At 68.9% G+C, this 16,180-nt stretch carries 16 protein-coding genes; 5 read left to right on the top strand and 11 right to left on the bottom strand.

The window, feature by feature from the left end; translation table 11 throughout:
- Positions 1-172 precede the first annotated feature (172 nt).
- The gene (locus GC106_RS35345; RefSeq protein WP_246367519.1) at positions 173-553 is read left to right on the top strand and encodes a VOC family protein; all 381 of its coding nucleotides are present in this window, start codon (positions 173-175) and stop codon (positions 551-553) included.
- Between the two features lie 7 nt (positions 554-560).
- Here the strand turns inward: GC106_RS35345 and GC106_RS35340 are convergent, their stop codons facing one another.
- Genes GC106_RS35340 through GC106_RS35300 form a run of 9 tightly spaced genes read right to left on the bottom strand, consistent with a single transcriptional unit; the run spans position 561 to position 9,984 of the window.
- Complete coding sequence (locus tag GC106_RS35340) at positions 561-2,015, bottom strand: AMP-binding protein (protein ID WP_173139692.1); 1,455 nt, start codon at positions 2,013-2,015, stop codon at positions 561-563.
- A 2-nt stretch (positions 2,016-2,017) separates the two neighbouring features.
- Positions 2,018-2,935 (bottom strand): hypothetical protein, encoded by a 918-nt coding sequence (locus GC106_RS35335; protein ID WP_173139590.1) that lies wholly within the window; start codon positions 2,933-2,935, stop codon positions 2,018-2,020.
- Positions 2,923-3,558: a 4'-phosphopantetheinyl transferase family protein gene (locus GC106_RS35330; protein WP_217281380.1), complete on the bottom strand. Its 636-nt coding sequence runs from the start codon at positions 3,556-3,558 to the stop codon at positions 2,923-2,925. Before GC106_RS35330 ends, GC106_RS35335 begins: the two co-directional genes overlap by 13 nt.
- Positions 3,555-4,607 (bottom strand): acyl-CoA dehydrogenase family protein, encoded by a 1,053-nt coding sequence (locus tag GC106_RS35325; protein WP_173139588.1) that lies wholly within the window; start codon positions 4,605-4,607, stop codon positions 3,555-3,557. Before GC106_RS35325 ends, GC106_RS35330 begins: the two co-directional genes overlap by 4 nt.
- Positions 4,600-5,757 carry an acyl-CoA dehydrogenase family protein gene (locus GC106_RS35320; protein ID WP_173139586.1) on the bottom strand — a complete coding sequence of 386 codons (1,158 nt, stop codon included), beginning with the start codon at positions 5,755-5,757 and terminating at the stop codon, positions 4,600-4,602. Before GC106_RS35320 ends, GC106_RS35325 begins: the two co-directional genes overlap by 8 nt.
- The gene (locus tag GC106_RS35315) at positions 5,754-5,987 is read right to left on the bottom strand and encodes a phosphopantetheine-binding protein (RefSeq protein WP_173139584.1); all 234 of its coding nucleotides are present in this window, start codon (positions 5,985-5,987) and stop codon (positions 5,754-5,756) included. Before GC106_RS35315 ends, GC106_RS35320 begins: the two co-directional genes overlap by 4 nt.
- Before the next feature lie 6 nt (positions 5,988-5,993).
- Positions 5,994-7,190 carry a type III PLP-dependent enzyme domain-containing protein gene (locus tag GC106_RS35310; RefSeq protein ID WP_376777799.1) on the bottom strand — a complete coding sequence of 399 codons (1,197 nt, stop codon included), beginning with the start codon at positions 7,188-7,190 and terminating at the stop codon, positions 5,994-5,996.
- A 2-nt stretch (positions 7,191-7,192) separates the two neighbouring features.
- Positions 7,193-8,662, bottom strand: a complete 1,470-nt coding sequence (locus tag GC106_RS35305) for a class I adenylate-forming enzyme family protein (RefSeq protein ID WP_173139580.1) — start codon at positions 8,660-8,662, stop codon at positions 7,193-7,195.
- Positions 8,659-9,984, bottom strand: a complete 1,326-nt coding sequence (locus GC106_RS35300) for a phosphopantetheine-binding protein (RefSeq protein WP_173139578.1) — start codon at positions 9,982-9,984, stop codon at positions 8,659-8,661. Before GC106_RS35300 ends, GC106_RS35305 begins: the two co-directional genes overlap by 4 nt.
- On the opposite strand from GC106_RS35300, the gene GC106_RS35295 reads away from it, so the two are divergent.
- Genes GC106_RS35295 through GC106_RS35280 form a run of 4 tightly spaced genes read left to right on the top strand, consistent with a single transcriptional unit; the run spans position 9,983 to position 13,810 of the window.
- On the top strand, positions 9,983-11,239 hold the full coding sequence (locus tag GC106_RS35295; RefSeq protein WP_173139576.1) for an ATP-grasp domain-containing protein: 1,257 nt from the start codon (positions 9,983-9,985) through the stop codon (positions 11,237-11,239). The two genes, GC106_RS35300 and GC106_RS35295, sit on opposite strands and share 2 nt — an antisense overlap.
- A gap of 11 nt (positions 11,240-11,250) precedes the next feature.
- Positions 11,251-11,883 (top strand): LmbU family transcriptional regulator, encoded by a 633-nt coding sequence (locus GC106_RS35290; protein WP_246367518.1) that lies wholly within the window; start codon positions 11,251-11,253, stop codon positions 11,881-11,883.
- A complete protein-coding gene (locus GC106_RS35285; RefSeq protein ID WP_312873139.1) occupies positions 11,876-12,922 on the top strand; it encodes an SAM-dependent methyltransferase in 1,047 nt (348 codons plus the stop codon). The genes GC106_RS35290 and GC106_RS35285 overlap by 8 nt, the downstream gene beginning before the upstream one ends.
- A 3-nt stretch (positions 12,923-12,925) precedes the next feature.
- Entirely contained in the window at positions 12,926-13,810 is an 885-nt protein-coding gene (locus tag GC106_RS35280; RefSeq protein WP_173139572.1) for an LLM class flavin-dependent oxidoreductase, read from the top strand.
- A 14-nt stretch (positions 13,811-13,824) separates the two neighbouring features.
- Here GC106_RS35280 and GC106_RS35275 read toward each other — a convergent pair whose 3' ends face one another.
- Both GC106_RS35275 and GC106_RS35270 read right to left on the bottom strand, forming a co-directional pair.
- Complete coding sequence (locus GC106_RS35275; protein WP_173139570.1) at positions 13,825-14,940, bottom strand: glycosyltransferase; 1,116 nt, start codon at positions 14,938-14,940, stop codon at positions 13,825-13,827.
- The gene (locus GC106_RS35270; protein WP_173139568.1) at positions 14,937-16,169 is read right to left on the bottom strand and encodes a cytochrome P450 family protein; all 1,233 of its coding nucleotides are present in this window, start codon (positions 16,167-16,169) and stop codon (positions 14,937-14,939) included. The genes GC106_RS35275 and GC106_RS35270 overlap by 4 nt, the downstream gene beginning before the upstream one ends.
- Positions 16,170-16,180: the final 11 nt, after the last annotated feature.

Below are 16,180 nucleotides of genomic sequence, written 5' to 3'. Positions count from 1 at the left end.
ATTCGAGCACGTTACCGCGTAGTGACCTGCCTGTCTTCCTCCTGTGGTTTGACTCGTGCACCGGAGTTCATACCAGCGATTGAATCACCGGTTCTCGTTCTGCGGCGGCGGAGAAGGGGCGTTACAGTCGGATGGCGACACGCCCTGCCCGCTCGGTCGATCTGGAGGCGCCATGGCGGCCCCGACTCCGATGAGAGTCTCCGGAGTGGTGTTCAGCGCACCCGATCCGCGGTCCTTGGCGGCGTTCTACCAGCGACTGCTCGGCTGGCCGGTGCAGAAGGACGAGCCGGGGTGGGTGAAGCTGGCCGCGCCGGACGGCGGACCGGGACTGTCCTTTCACGAAGATCCGGACTACGTACCGCCGGTGTGGCCGAGCACGGCGGGCGAACAGCAGATGATGGTGCATCTCGATATCGGCGTCGACGATATCGAGAAAGCCGGACAATACGCGGTCGAACTGGGCGCGAAGCCGGCGGACTTCCAGCCCCAGGAGCACGTCAGGGTCTATTTCGATCCCATCGGCCACCCTTTCTGCCTTTTCCTCGACCGGTGAGGGCGAATCAACTCGGTGTCACCATCCGGCGCAGCGTCGCGCGGTCGATTTTGCCGTTCGTGGTGACCGGGAAACTCGGTACGTGCCGGATTTCGGCGGGCACGAGATAACCGGGGAGCCGGTCACGCAGCCGCTCCGGCACATCCGGCCGCGACTCGCCCGTGTACAGCGCGCACAGCGTGGTCCGTCCGTGGTCGTCGACCGGGATCACCACGACCTCGTCGACGCCGTCGAGGGCGCGCAGCCCGGCTTCGACTTCAGCGGGCTCGACCCGGTGACCGTCGATCTTCACCTGGTCGTCGATCCGGCCGACGTGGACGAGTTCACCCCCTTCCCAGCGAACCCGATCCCCCGTGCGGTACCAGTGCGTCTGCGCGGGTGGTCCGGACACGGGACTCGCCACACCGTTTTCGATCCGGACGAACCGCCCGGCGTTGTCCGCCGGATCGAGATAACCGTCGAACCGTTGCGATCCACGCACGCACAGCTCACCGTCGCGCCCCACGGTCGCCTCAAGGTGCGGGTACGGCTGTCCAATGGGGACGGTCCCGTTACCGGTCAACGGCCAGGCGTCCTGGTCAGGCGGCAACCGGTATCCAGTACAGGTGATGGTCAACTCCGTTGGCCCGTACAGGTTCTCGACAGTCGCGCCCGGTGCCGCCGAGGCGAACGCGGCGGCCTGGGCGCGAGTCAACTGTTCACCCGCGAACAGTGCCCAGCGCAGGTGCGGCATGCTGCCCGGGCGCAGCCCACGCAGCCGCCGGGCCAGCGAGATCACCGACGGCACGGAGAACCAGTGGCTGATCCCGTGCCCAGCCACGAATCCGGCCGGCGTCAGCACCTCGTCCGGTTGGGGCACGACCAAGGTCGCACCCGAGGTCCACGCCACGAACATGTCGAAGACGGACGGATCGAAGGTGAGGTCGAACGCCTGGGACAGCCGGCATCCCGGGCCGACCTGGTAGCGGTCGACGCAGTACGGAAGATACTCGGCCAGCTGGTGCTGCCGGATCGGAACGCCTTTGGGCCGACCGGTCGACCCCGACGTGAACAGCACGTACGCCACATCGTCGGCCGCCGACGAACACGCGACCGACGCTCCGGTCACTGTCGCACCGGTCATGTGCACGAAACGCCCTGACGGCACCAAACCCGCGGCCGCCGGATCTTCCGACACCACGACGTCCACGCTTGCGGCACGGCAGATGGCCTGGTTGCGGGCGAACGGTGCACCAGGACTCAGCGGGACCACAGTCGCGCCTGCGCACAACGCCGCCAGATACCCCACGTACGCGCTCACATTGCGCGAGCAGTGCAAGCCGACACGGCGTCCACCGACCACACTGGCGGCCCGCTCGGCAAGGCCTCTCAGTTGCGCGTACGTGAGGTGATGGCCGCCGACCTCCAGCGCCGTCGTGTCGGGGAACCGGCGTGCGGTGTCCGTGAACCACGTGTAGAGCATGCTCACCGGATTCCTTCTTCGGCACGGGAAAGTACTTCGATGGCCGCTCGGGCAAGCACCGGGCGGGGCCGGCCACGCTGGGCGGACTCAGCCGCGATCCGGAGCATCCGCGGCAGGTTCTCCCACTTGGTCAGCGCGGCACGCAGTGCCCCGCGCTCATGTCCGGTGATCCCGCCGGCAAGCCGTCTGCGGTAGGCGAAACCACGATGGCCGACCGCGGCCCACAGGTCGTCCAGGTGCCGGGTGATTCCCGAGCTGTGGTCGAGCAGGTAGTTCATCAGGAACGGCAGCACCTGGTCATCGCCGCACAGCCAGCGGCCGGCCAGCGAAGCACAGCGACCGAGGTCGTCGGGGCGACGCCGCAACCACAACGTGCGTGTGGCGGGAACCGGGACGGGTGCGCCGAACGCCAACGCGTTGCGCTGCTCCTGCTCCGGTTCCCAGCGTGGCGGCAACGACATGGCGTCCCGGAGTTCCCAGTCGGACAGCCATCCCTCGTGCGGCAATTGCTCTCCGGCGGGCATCAGCGCGGTGAAGCGGTCCACAACATGCCATTGACCACCGTGTCGGCCACTGCGCCGTCCGTCGATCAGCAGCCAATGCGGTGTCGGTGCCCGGCCACGGATGACCGACCAGGGCAACCGGGACGCGTCCACGACGACGAGGACCCGGCCGTACGTGGCCAGCTCGCCGATCACGCCGGGAAGGGCCTGCTGCACCGCGTCCGCACCGGCGTAACAGAGCCGTGTTCCGTCCGGCAGCCGGTCCAGTGGCGGATCGTGGTGGGAGAACGCGAGTTGCCCGTCCGGCAGGTCGACACGGACCGCGAGCCGGACGGACTGGCCGAGCATCGCATCCGCGTCCCACTCCCCTGCCAGATACGCATGCAGGTTCGCGGTGTAACAGCTCAGTCCTTGCACGCGCCACCTCCAGCCGTCGGCGTACCGTGAGCGCAGCTGACCGGCACCGGCCACTCACCACGCAGTTCGATCCACTCGACCGCTCGCCATCGCCCGGTGTGCTGGCCGACCTCGACCGGGATCGTCCACGGCCGGTCGGCGACACCGGCACCGGTCGATTTGACGCACGCTTCCTGGACCGACCAGATCCACGCGAGTTCCACAGCGCGGTCCCGCTCCGGCAGCCGAGCCAGACGCGCACGCGCCGTGCGCGTGCAGCATCGGCGCACCATCCGGTCGTCGGCCCGCACGGGTTCGTGGGTGTCCACCCCGACTGTTCCCGTCAGGTGGACGGCCGCCGCCACCCATTCACCGGTGTGCGACAGGCTGACACCGACCTCTGGTCGCCGAACGAGATACGGGCCGCCGTGGGCCCGCGCCGCGATCGGCGATCCCGCCGCCATGTCCGCGACCTCGGCGAGCAGCCGACGGAGCAGGATTCGCGCGTTCAGGTACTCCCGGACACGCCACCGTGGAATCCTTCTGGCGGACCACGAGTCCGCCGGGTGCGGTGCCGCGTCCGCGAGATCCGTCATCGAGCCGGCAATCGCGTAGACGCCGGCAGCCACTCGCACCGGTTTCATGGCGAACTCTCCAACAGTTCTTCCGCGTGGTCGGCGATCCCGGCGAGCATGGTGCCGGTGGCTCCGCCGGCGATGCCGAACATCGCCGCCTGGTCCCGCACGGAGGCCACACCACCGTCGCGGAACGCCGCAGCGCCCTGCAGGCCCACACATTCGCCGAGAATCCGGTCTACGCTCTGGCCACATGCCGCCTTCAGCACCATGCCGTCCGCGGTCGTCGCCGGACGCCGGCACAACACGGCCAAGCGGCGCCACTCAAGCACGCCGCGGGCGAACCGGTCACGCACCGCCGCGTTGTCCCACACCACACCGTCCCCTGTGGACCTCGTGGTCAAGAAGGCATACGTACCCACCAGCACACGACGAGTGAGCGCACGGGCCCACAACGCACCCGCGAGCCGCTCGGTTCCGATCTGCCTTGCGAACTCCGCCAGTGCCCGGCCCGGCCTGCCGACCAGGTGTTCACCGCCGAGTGGCACGTTGTCGAACCGAAGATGGCCGACCGCGGGGAACGCCGAACCGCTCGGTCTGCTCGACACACCTGGCCGGTCCATGGGCACCAGCGCCCAGCGGAAGCTGGTGACGTGGCGCGCCTGCCTGTGCCTCGCCAGCACCAGTGCGTAGTCGGCGTCGAGCGCGTTGGTGATCCATTCCTTGCCGCCATCGAGCACCGCGCTGTCCTGTGTGGACTTCACGGTCGTCCGGATGTCCATCAGCGCGGAGCCGGACACCTCAGCGTCCGTGGCCGCCAACGCGACGATCGCCTTGCCGTTGAGCATGTCCGCGAGGAGGGCACGGACCAGGCCGCTGTCGTCCGCCATACCGTGCAGCAACGGGATGACAGTCGCGACCTGGACACACACCGCCAGGACGTCACTCATGGCCGCCCTTGCGTCCAGTTCCGCCAGGAGCGTGCCGAGCAACCGTTCGTCCACTTCGGATCGGCCACAGACTTGCCTGAGCACACCGGACTCGCCGAGGTTCCGCCACAGCGAGCGGCGGTCCGTCGCCGTCGCGGCGGCCGTGACGAGTTCCCGGAAGTCAGGCAAGGCGGACCCCGGTGTCCATCAACGCGAGCGATCCGTTCGCCAGGCGCAACCGGTCGTTACCGTAGTTCAGCGAGGCCGACCGCAGGTCGCGGAAGGTACGTTCCAGGCGCAGCGGCGAGCCGGTGAGATAACCGTGCCGCAACCCGGTCAGCTCGACCAACATGTCCGCCACCGCGAAACACCCGGTCGCGGCCTCGGTCTTGAGCGCGTTGACCAGCAGTTGCACCGACGGTGTGGTGAGCTCCGCCGCGGACTCCACCACCGACACCGTGTGCCTGAGCAGGGCATGGACCACGTCCAGCCGGGCACGGGCATCGGCCAGCCGGGTCAGCAACAGCTCGGACGACGGATCGAACTGCTTGCGGCCATTGGCGCTGCGGATGTACCCGAGCACCCGGCTGTACGCGCCTGCCGCCGCACCGAGCCACGCGGCCGCCCAGCCGATGTGGCCGACTGGCGCGAAGAACCCGGCGGCGACCGCACGGAAACCACCGTGCTCGCCGATCACTTGCCACTCCGGCACCGCGCCGACCAGCCGCATCGGCAGGCTTTCGGTCGCGCGTGCGCCGAGGGGCTGCCAGTCGCCGAGTATCTCAAGAGTGACCTGGTCGCGTGCGGCGTAGAGCAGGTCGACCTGAGCTGGCGAGGTGGCGCCGGGCATCGCCATGGTGATCAGGAAGCCGTCAGCGTGCGCCCCACCGGTGACGATCGGTGCGCGCCGGTCGATCCGGAGCACGTCACCGGCCTGGTCCACGGGCGACTCGGAGGTCAGCAGGTGGCCGCCCTTGCCGGCCTCGGTGGTGACCGACGCCAGGTACATCTTGCCTTCGGCCACCGCGGGCAGTACCTCGGACCGCAGCCGCCCGCCGCCGTACCTGGCCAGCGTCGCCACCTGCTGGCAGTGCATCGCGAAGATCATCGCGACGGACATGTCCGCCTTGCCCAGCTCGATCGTGGTGGTCACCAGGTCGGTGAGCGTCCCGTCGCCGCCACCGAACTCGGCGGGCGCCATCAGGCCCAGCAAACCGGTCTGCCGCATGGCGGTGAGCGCTTCGTCCGGGAACCTCGCCTCGGCGTCCGTGCTGTCCGCGTGCTGCCCGGCCACGGAACACGTCAGCTCGACCGGGCCGGCTTCGACGGTGTCGCTCATGTCCGCAGTTCCTCCACCACCGACCACAGGCTGCGGCCGGTCTCGAACGTCTCGTCGGTCAGCCGTTCGTCCGGGATGGACACGCCGAAGGTGTCCTCGATCGCGAACAGCAACTCGATCGCCCGCATCGAGTCGAGGCCGAGGTCACGCAGGCGCGCGTCAGCGGTGATCTCCCGGTCGCCCGCGTACTTCAGGTACGGCCGCAGCACCGCGACGAATTCGGTGTCCATTCCTGCTCACGTCCTTTCCGTGACGGGCCGCCGGACGACCGCCAGCCGGGACACGTCGGCGATCCGGCCGCCGGACACCACCACCTCGCTGGGTGCCGGATGTCCGAGAAACGCCAGAAGGCTCGCGGTCAGGCCGTACGCCCCGACGTTCGGCACACGCACGATGTCGCCGGGGCGCACGGCGGGAACGTCCGCCGATCTCGCCCAGGTGTCCAAGGTGGTGCAGAGCGGACCGGCGACGATCGCACCGGGTGTCCGGGCGCCACCGGCCTCGATGTCCGGAACGATCGGCGGCAGCCTGCGCAGGCCGGACATGCCGCCCAGGTGGTTGATGCCGGATTCGAGGACGACCACTGGCCGGCCGTGGGACTGTTTCGTGTCGGCGACTCGCGTGACCAACGAGCCGCACGTACCGACGAGGTAGCGGCCGGATTCGAAGGCGATCACCGGATCGCCGTGCCGCCACCGCGGAAACGCGTCGTCCAGCGACGAGGCCACTCGGCCGGCGAGTCCCGGGAACCGCGGCAGACCACCCGCACGGGCGAAAGGCGCGCCGAAACCGCCACCGAGATCCAGCACACGCACCGGGACAGCGAGGATGTCGGCGAGCCGGCGTGCGGTGCCGATCGCCGTGGCGAACTGCGTCACCAGATCGTCCTCTTCGGTCAGGTTGCTGCCCATGTAGAGGTGGAAACCGGCGATCGGCCCGGTGAACTCGGCCGGTCGCGCCGCCACCCAGCCGGCATCCGCGCCGAACTGGGAGGACACACCGGTCATCGTCAGGCTCTGACCGGTGACCGGTGTGTCGTCGTTGACCCGCAACAGGCATTCGACATCCGCGCCCGCGGCCGCGGCGGCCTTCTCGACCTGCGCGATGCCCTGCGGTGAATCGACGGAGAACCACCGGACACCGGCGGTGACCGCGTCGGCCACCTCGGCGTCCCGCTTCCCCGGTCCGGTGTAGAGAATCCGGGACGGCGCCACACCGGCGTGCACCGCCGCTGCGAGCTCGCCCGGTGAGCAGACCTCCGCCCAGCATCCCCGCTCGGCGAGGGCACGCACAACCGCCGGATGCGGATTGGCCTTGAGGGAGTAGTAAAGCCGGGACGGTCGCGGCAGCGCGGCCGTCAGCATGGCGTGTGACCGGCCGACTTCGTCGAGGTCGTAGACGTAGGCCGGTGGTTCGACGGGCACATCCCGCACGCTCATCCCTCCCCCGCCAGTCCCGCCAGGGCCGCGCGCACGACTTTTCCGTTGGCGTTCACCGGGATCTCAGGAACCATCACGCATCGGGCAGGCACCTTCACCTCGTCGAGATGGTCACGCAACGCGCGCAGCACGGCGTCGGCGCTCAGTTTTCCCTGTGCCAGCAATGTCGCGCCGTCTCGCCCGTCAGCCGGTGGCAGCACGACGGCCGCCTCCACACCGGGAATGCGATACGCGGCCGCCTCGACCTCGATCGTGCTGACACGGAAACCGCGCTCCTTGTAGAGGTCGTCACGGCGACCTGCGAAATACAGGTAACCATCCGCGTCCAACCAGCCGTAGTCACCGGTCCGCAACTGTGCGAACAAGCCGTCGGCGCGGGGGAACCGGCGAGCGGTCAGCTCGGGCCTGCGCCAGTACCCGGCCATCACGTTCGGGCCGCGGACGACCACTTCACCGATCTCACCGGCGGCAAGCCGCGTCCCGTCCGCGTCGACGACGAAGACCTCGGTCCCTGGCAGGGCACGGCCACACGCGCCCGGCCGGTTCACGTCTTCGTCCTTCGGCATGATGGTGGCCCGTTTGCACTCGGTCAGACCGTACATCAGCTGCACGCGCAGCCCGGGAAGATGCTCACGCAGCACACCGAGCACGTCGGCGGGCATGGCGGCGCCGGTGTTGGTCAGCAACCGCAGCCGCGGCAAGGGCTGTGGCCGCCGGGAGAGCAACTTGGCGAGGTTGGCGGCCAAGGGAGGCACCGCGGGGAGGATCGTGGCGCCCGTGTCACGCAGGTCGATTCCGAGCCGGTGCCCGCCGGTCACCGCGAGGTGCAGCAGTGATCCGGCCACTGTGGACAGGAAGACCTGGTAGAGGCCGTAGTCGAAGGACAGGGGAAGCGCGCAGTACACCACATCGCCGACCCGGTATTCCAGCTGGGACTGGATCGCCTGGGCGGCGAAGGTGACCTGCTGGTGAGTGGAGACCACGGCTTTTGGCATCGCCGTTGTGCCCGACGTGTAGATGAAGCACACCGGATCGACCGGGATCGGCCCTCCGGCGAGCGGATGTCCGGTGTCAGCGGTCCGTACTGTATCCAGGCCGTGGCAAGCGATCCCGCGTTGTGCGGCGAGCTCGGTGAATGTCGACGAGTCCGTAAGCACGACTACCGGTTCAGCGTCGTCGAGAACGTGCGCGGCGACGACGGATGGTGTGTCTTCGCGCAGGACGGCGAACACGGCACCGACCCGTGAGCATGCGTACAACACAGCGGGAACGAGCACATCCACCGATAACGCGACAATCACTCGATCCTGGCGGCGCACACCGACGGACGCGAGCCAGGCCGCGATTCGTTCGCTGTGTGCCGTCAATGAACGGTAAGTCAGCTCAGTGCCCCCATGGCGGACCGCCGGCCGGTCCGGATGACACTCGGCCGCGGTGTCCAGGAACTCGTGCAGCAGGGTCGTCATCCCGTGCTCACCGCCTTGGCCTGATGCTTGGCCGAGCGGAACAACCGGCACAGACCGGCGACGTCCCGCAGGTCGTCCACGGCCAGATCGTCCGGCAGCGCGGTGTCGAGCCGCTGTTCGATCCGGTCGATGGCGTCCACCAGACGGAACGAATCGAATCCCGGCAACGACCGCAGCGTGTCCGTGGCGCGCACGACCGCCTCGTCAAGACCGAGGGTCGCGCACAGCTCGGCCAACACGACCGCGTCCACTGCATCATCCACTGTGGACGGTTCGGCGAGCTCGATCGCGAGCGCCATGTCCTCGTGCAGCAGCCGTGCCAGGTCGTCGATCAGAACCGGGTTCGGCCGCCCGCCGCGGCGCATCCGCCGTGCCACGAGGTAGCTCTGCGTGGACAGCCGCTGCCACGCTTCCGCGCGGGCCGACACCTGGCGCGCGGCCGGGTGATCGGCCAGCCAGGCGGCGTGCAGGGACCGTTCCCGGCTCAACAGCCAGATGTCCAGCACGACATCGTCGATCACGCCCGGCTCGGCCAGTCGTTCACGCAGCCGCTCGGTGTACGCGTCGGTGGCGGGCTTGGCCGCCCGCGCGAGCGTCGCGTTGTCCGCCAGCACCTTCGACCGGTCCAGCCACAGTGGACCTGTGGCCGGCCGGACGTCCATCGTCGTGACGTCACCGGCGATGACCTGGTCCACCGCAGTCGGTGACAACGTCCACGCGCCCGGCCGGGCGGGCCCCCACTGTGTGTCGTTGTGGTACGCGTCCACCACCAGGAACCGCTCACCGAACGGCTCGATGAGAAAACTGTGGGACATGTGCGCGTGACCGGCGTAGGGCAGCCAGGGCAACAGGAACGCGTCCGCGATCACGTACAACGGCTGGCCGCCGGCCAGCTGATCGCGAACAGCGGGCCCGTCGGACGCTTCGATCCGCTCGGCACGTAGGCCGAGCAACCGCATCGCCTCAGCGAACCGGTCCTGTACCGGCATCTGGATTCGGGCGGCGCCATTCGCGTCCGCCTCGGGGAACCGCCACCGGCAGCCAAGCGCCAGATGTGTTCCCGGGCCGTGGGCATGGTCGGCCACCAGGGCCACAGTGGTCTGCAGACAGTCGAGCGCGTCCGCGCGCAGCCCCGACAACGTGGTGTCCCAAGGGTGCCGCGCGGCTGCCTGCCAGTCCGGTGCCTGCAACGGTTTCTCCTTCGACGTCCTGGCCTCACAGCGTGCCCCCGGCACATACACCGGCCATACATCGGTGATGTGCCGGCGCACGTATCCGCCATGTACGGCCGGTGTATCGACCGTGGCGAGCATCGGTGCCATGACCGGCCAACCGAGCCATGCCGGCCGCCGGCTGCTGGTCGTCGGGACCAGCCCGATGCGGGAGTCGGCGTTCGCCCTGTGGCGACAGATGGGGATCGAGATCGTCCTGGTGGACGGCTACACCACCGGACGCTACGAGCACATGGTGTACGAGTTCGTGCCGTGGGACCCGCGGGACGGTTCGGCCGACATCACAAGGATCGCCGAACTGGCCCGGACATGCGACGGCGTCACGACACTCGCGGACAACTCGCAGATCACGGCGGCCACGGTCGCCGAGGAGACCGGCCTGCCAGGAATAGGCCGTGCCGCGGCGAAAGTAGCGCGTTCGAAGCTCGAACAACGCGACCTGTGCGCCAGGGCGGGCATGGATGTGCCGCGCTGGCGGCACATCCGCGACCGTGCTGACCTGGACCGGTTCTTCGCCGACGGAACACGCCCGGTGGTGCTGAAACCGGTGGACTGCGCGGGCAGTGCAGGCGTGCTGCGCGTGGACGATCTGGCCGCCGCGCGGCAGCAGTGGCCCGTGGTCCGTATGTTGTCACCGTCCCGCACCGTCCTCGCCGAGGACTTCGTCGACGGCCGGGAGGTCTGTGTCGAGGCCGTGGTCAGCGGCGGACAGCCGGTGTTCGTGTCGGTCTGCCAGGCGGACTACGCCGGGACGGAGGGCTTCCTCGCCGTGTCGGCCGCCTACGCCGCCGTGCAACCGGATCAGGCCGCGGCGTGGCCGGCGATGGCCCAGGTGGTGACCGCGCTGCACCTCGGCGAGGGCATCATGCAGGCCGAGTTCAAGATCAACGGTGACCGGTGGACGCTGCTGGAGGCCACATTCCGGCCGGGCGGTGCTCTGGTTCCCGACCTGACCGCACGCGTCACCGGCGTCCACCTCTACGAGGTCCAGGCCAGGATCGCGTTCGGCCTCGACCCCTTGCCCCAGCGACCAGCCGGACCGGTGACACCGTACGCCCAGGTCCGGTTCCTGGTCGGCGGCGGTCAGGTCCGCAAGTTCGTACCGCCGGCCACCGTGCTCGCGGACCTGCCGGACGTCAAGGTCGCGAACCAGCTCGCCGCGCCAGGACAACACGTCAGGCTGCCGCTGAGCGAAGACGGCCGGGCGGGGTACGCGGTCGGTTGGGGCACGGACGCCGAACGGCTCGACGCCCAGCTGCGCACCGCCATCGACCGGCTCGGCACACACATGGGCCTGACGCACCACCAACAAACGCCGCGACCGATCGACGTCGTGGCCGGATGAGGGAGGGGCAGATGCCGTCGAACAGCACGACACCTCGCGTTCTGGGCACGCGAATGCCCCGCAACGTCCAAACCACACGCACCAGCCTGCTGTTGCCCGACGACATGGCCATCGACACATGGCGGGCACTCGGTGAGGAAATCCTCGCGGTGTCCGAGTCGTCGGTCTGGTGGCTGGGCGACTGGCTCGTGTTCGGCGAACGGAAGTACCCCGACCGGTACAAGCGGGCGATGCGCCAGACATCGCTGGACTACCAGACGCTGCGCAACTACGCGTGGGCGGCGCGCCGGTTCCCGCCCGCCCGGCGACGTCCCAAACTCAGTCTCCAGCACCACATCGAGGTCGCCGCGCTGCCGCAACGGGACCAGGACCACTGGCTCGGTTTCGCCGAACGAATGCGTTGGGGGCGTGACGAACTGCGGCGCCAGATGCGCGCCAGCGCCGCGCCGGACACCGACGCTCAGCCCGTGGCCACCTCGTTGAAGCTGACGTTCGGCGCCGACCAGATGCGGCGGTGGTCGGCCGCGGCGGACGACGCGGGTACGGACCTCACCGCGTGGATCACCTCAGTCCTCGACGACGCCGCGCGTGACGTGCGACTGAAGCCCACCACCACGATGTCACCGAGGAGGCGCAGTGCCTGAGACCGAGGTCGTCGACCTGTGGCACGACGAACGGATCGACGCCTGGCAGAAGTACCACCTCTCCGGGATGCCGGACCTGATCAGCTCGATGAACCTGTGCCACGCGTTGCTCGCGCTGGCCGACTCCGGCCTGCTCGACCGGCTGCGTGGTGACGAACCGAGGAAAGCCGGTGACCTGCTGGACGGCATGGACGAGCGGGTCGGCACCGGCCTGCTCCGCTATCTCCACGTCTGCGGTGTGCTGGACGAATGGCACAGCACGTACCGGCTGAGCCTGCGTGGGCGCCTGTTGACCGAACCAGTCGCGTTGGCGCGCCTCGGTTTCTACCTGGAGGCCTACGCTCCGGTGACGCGCAACATCACCGGTCTGCTCACGGGCACTTTGAAGTACGGCGTGGACGTCACCCGCGCGGACGGCTCGCTGAGCAAACACACCGGGACCGTGACAACGACGTCGTACACGGCTGTCGTCCGTACCGCCATGCGCGGGACGTCCGCCACACGCTTGTTGGATCTGGGCTGCGGCAGCGGTGCGCTACTGGTCGGAATGTGCGCGGAGCAGCCGGAGCTGACCGGCGCCGGGATCGACATCGCGCCCGCCGCGATCGACGCCGCCAGGCAACGGGCGGCGGCCAGCGGGCTCGCCGATCGGGTGGATTTTGTCGTGGCGGACGCCTTCCAGCCGGACACCTGGCCGCGGGCGTGCCGCAGCGCGGACGTGATCTGCGGTGTCGGCGTGCTGCACGAACAGTTCCGCGACGGGGAGCAGGCCGTCGTGGACATCCTGAACAGATACGCCGATGTGCTCACCGGCGAGAAGATCCTGCTGCTCGGCGAACCGGAACTGCGCTACGACAACCGGGAGAACGATTCGGACTTCTTCCTCGTGCATGTGCTGACCGCGCAGGGAATCCCCCGTGACCGGGCCGGATGGCTCGACGTGTTCGGCAAGACCTCGCTGACCTGCCGCCGGATCTACACCAACGCCGTCGCTGGTCCCCGGACGTGTTTTTACGAACTGACGCCGCGGCAGGGCTGAGGCGTGCGGCTGGGTGTGCTGATCCTGCCGGAGACGTCATGGCCGGACAACGCACGACGATGGCGCACCGTGGAGGATCTCGGCTACGACTCGGCTTGGACCTACGACCATCTGTGGTGGCGAAGCCTCAGTGACGGCGCGTGGTTCTCCTCGGTGCCGGTTCTTTCGGCTGCCGCGGCGGTGACGCGGCGGATGGCCATCGGTGTCATGGTGGCCTCCCCCAACCTGCGGCATCCCGTGGTCATGGCCAAGGACGCGATCAGCATCAACGACATCGCCGGCGGCCGGTTCGTCCTCGGTGTCGGCGCGGGATCGTCCGGCGCCGGGGACGCACTGGTCGTGGACCGCGTGCCCTTGAGCGCCAAGGAGCGCGCGGACCGGTTCGCCGAGTTCGTGGCGTTGACCGACCAACTCCTGCACGCGCCGGTCTCCAGCCACTCAGGCCGGTTCTACGCGGTGGACAGCGCGCACATGCTCCCTCGATACCCGCCACCGCTCGCCGTCGCCGCATCGGGACAACGCGGCATGGCGTTGGTGGCGCGTTACGCCAACGCGTGGATAACGATGGGACCGACGGACTTCTCGCGCGACTACCGGCCGGACGAGTGCCTGGCCATCGTGACCGCGCAAACCGAGGCGCTGCGGCGGGCATGCGATCGAGCCGGCCGCGCCATGACGGACCTCGACCGGATCTTCGTGACCACCGGATGGGCCGGCGATCCGCTGCGATCCGCCTCCGACTGCCTGGCGTTGGCTGAGAGGTACGCGAAGGCCGGTATCACGCATTTGGTTGTGCACTGGCCACGGGAATCAGGCGTGTACGCCGGTGATCCGGCCGTGTTGCACGACATCGCCGCCACGGCGCTGCCTGCCGTTCACGAGCTGTGAACGGCAGGCATTGACTACCTCGTCCACTTGGGCTGCGCCGCGCGGTGGTCGTCGGCCATCTGCGACACCAGGTGTCCGCCGAGTACTGTCTCGTACACACGAACGTAGTCCTGTGTCATGCGCTGCTGGGAGAACCGCTGCAACGCCCAGGTCCGGCAGGTGCTCCGGCTGATCCGGCCCAGCGCGCGGCACGCCGCTTCCCGTTCGCCGTCGGTGGTCGCCAGGTAGCCGTGGATACCGTCGTGCACCTTCTCCGGTGGGACACCGACATGCCTGCCGATCACCGGCGTGCCGTACGCGAGGGACTCGATGATCGCGAGCGAACCTGGTTCCGGACCAGGTGTCGTGCACACGGTGCCCACCGCGTCGCCGAGGAACGCGCCACGTTCCGAGTCGCCGATCTCGCCGATCCAGTCGATCAGCGGATGAGCGAGCAACGGATTCAGCACCTCCCGCATGTACTCCCCTTCGTACCACGGTGCCGGTCCGGCCACCCGCATGGGCATGTCGGCGGCGATGGCCGCACGCATCGCGCCGGCCGGATCCTTCGTCGGCGAGAGCATGCCGAGGAACGCCAGGTAGCCGCCTTCGCCCGAGCCGAGCCAGGTCGTCTCGTGCAGTGGGAGTCCATTATAGACGGTTGCGACCCATGGCAGGTCGAGATCCCGGACGCCTTGCCGCTGGGCGTCGCTCACCGAGACCAGCGGACCCGCGTCCCACTTGCCCAGTGTGTTGCGGTTGTCCGGACTGTCCAGTTGCATGTGGAGCGTGGTCACCGACGGGATCGGCAGTGACGGCTGCAGCGCCTCGGCCATCCACGCCGAGTGGAAGTGCACGATGTCCAGCTCGTCGACGTGCCGCAGCAACACGTTGCGGATGTGCCGGACGACACGCATCCGGTCGACCAGGCTGTGTGTGCTCTCACCGACGCGGTTGAAAGCCCATGGCGTGCCTGGGACCTCGTGCAGACGCGCGGACGACGTGCTGCCCTGTGCGGCGATCAGCAGGACTTCGTGGCCCTCGCCGACCAACGTCTCGGTCAACGCGTGCACGACCTTCTCCACGCTGCCGTACCCCCTGGGCGGCACCGGGAAACCCATGGTCGCGACCTGAGCGATTCGAAGGCTCATAACGAATCCGATCCCTTCGGCGCGGCGGTGTGGACACGCAGCGCGGTGACACCGCGGACGAACAAGCTCCGTGGGCCGCGCGGCACCTGATCGACCCGTCCGGCCATGGTGATGCCGGGGAACCGGGTGAACAACGTGCCGAGCACGACCTCGGTCTCCAGGCGCGCCAGCTGCGCGCCCAAGCAGTAATGCGGGCCGTGGCCGAACGCGAGGTGGTCCGGTGATCCACGGCGGATGTCCAGCCGGTCCGGCTCGGGATGGCGTACGCGATCCCGGTTGGCCGCGCCGAGAACGACCACCACGGCAGCGCCCTGGGGAATGGTCACCCCGCCGACCGTGACGTCCTCCAGCGCTATCTGCAGATCGCAGCGCTGGACCGGTGGGTCGTAGCGCAGCAGCTCCTCGACGGCGTTCGGCAACAGCGCCGGTTGCTCCCGCAGCAGCCGCAGCTGGCCGGGATGGCTCAGCAGCGCCAGCACGGCGTTGCCCAGCATGCTGGACATCGTCTCCTGCCCGGCCACCACCAGCAGGTTCAACATGGCCAACAGCTCAGGCTCGCTCAGCCGGACCTCGCCTCGCGCGGTCAGCAACGCCGACAGCAGGTCCGGCTGGTCGTCGACAGCCAGGCTGGTGTCCATCGTCGCCGACCGGGCGTGGACCAGCTGCTGCCAGTACTGCCGCTGCGCCAGCACCGCGTCGCGGCGGGCGGCACGCTCTTGTCCCGTGGTGGCCGTGGTCACGAGCGCCCGAGTCCATTGGCCGAACCGCGGCCGGTCGGCTTCCGGCACACCGATGAGGTCGCACATCACGATGCCGGGCAGTCGCGCGGTGAGCGCCTCGACCAGGTCGACCTCGTCGGCGTCCGCGACCCCGTCGAGCAGCCTGTCCACTGTAGACTGGATACGTGGCCGCATCCGCGCGATCCGCCGTGGGGTGAAGGCCCAGCTGATCAGCTTGCGTAACCGGGTGTGCTGTGGCGGATCGCTGGTGAGCATGCTGGCGCCGACGCCGAAGTCCATCCCGAGGATGCCGGCGCGTTGCAGCGCCCGCAGCGCTCTGGTGAACCGCCGGTCGGCCAACACACTCCTGGCCGCCTCGGCGTCGGTGACCTGCCAGACCACGAGGCCGCTGGGAAACGTGACCGGGCCCACGGCCGCTTCCGACCGCCATTGGCGGTACAGCGGATAGGGATCGGACAGGATGTCCTCGTCCAGGACGTTCGAGACCATGTCCTACCTCC

Source organism: Kibdelosporangium persicum, assembly GCF_013280595.1.
GTDB classification, from domain to species: domain Bacteria; phylum Actinomycetota; class Actinomycetes; order Mycobacteriales; family Pseudonocardiaceae; genus Kibdelosporangium; species Kibdelosporangium persicum.
The sequence above is the reverse complement of the archived record's forward strand: the minus strand, read 5'-3'. Positions and strand labels throughout refer to the sequence as shown.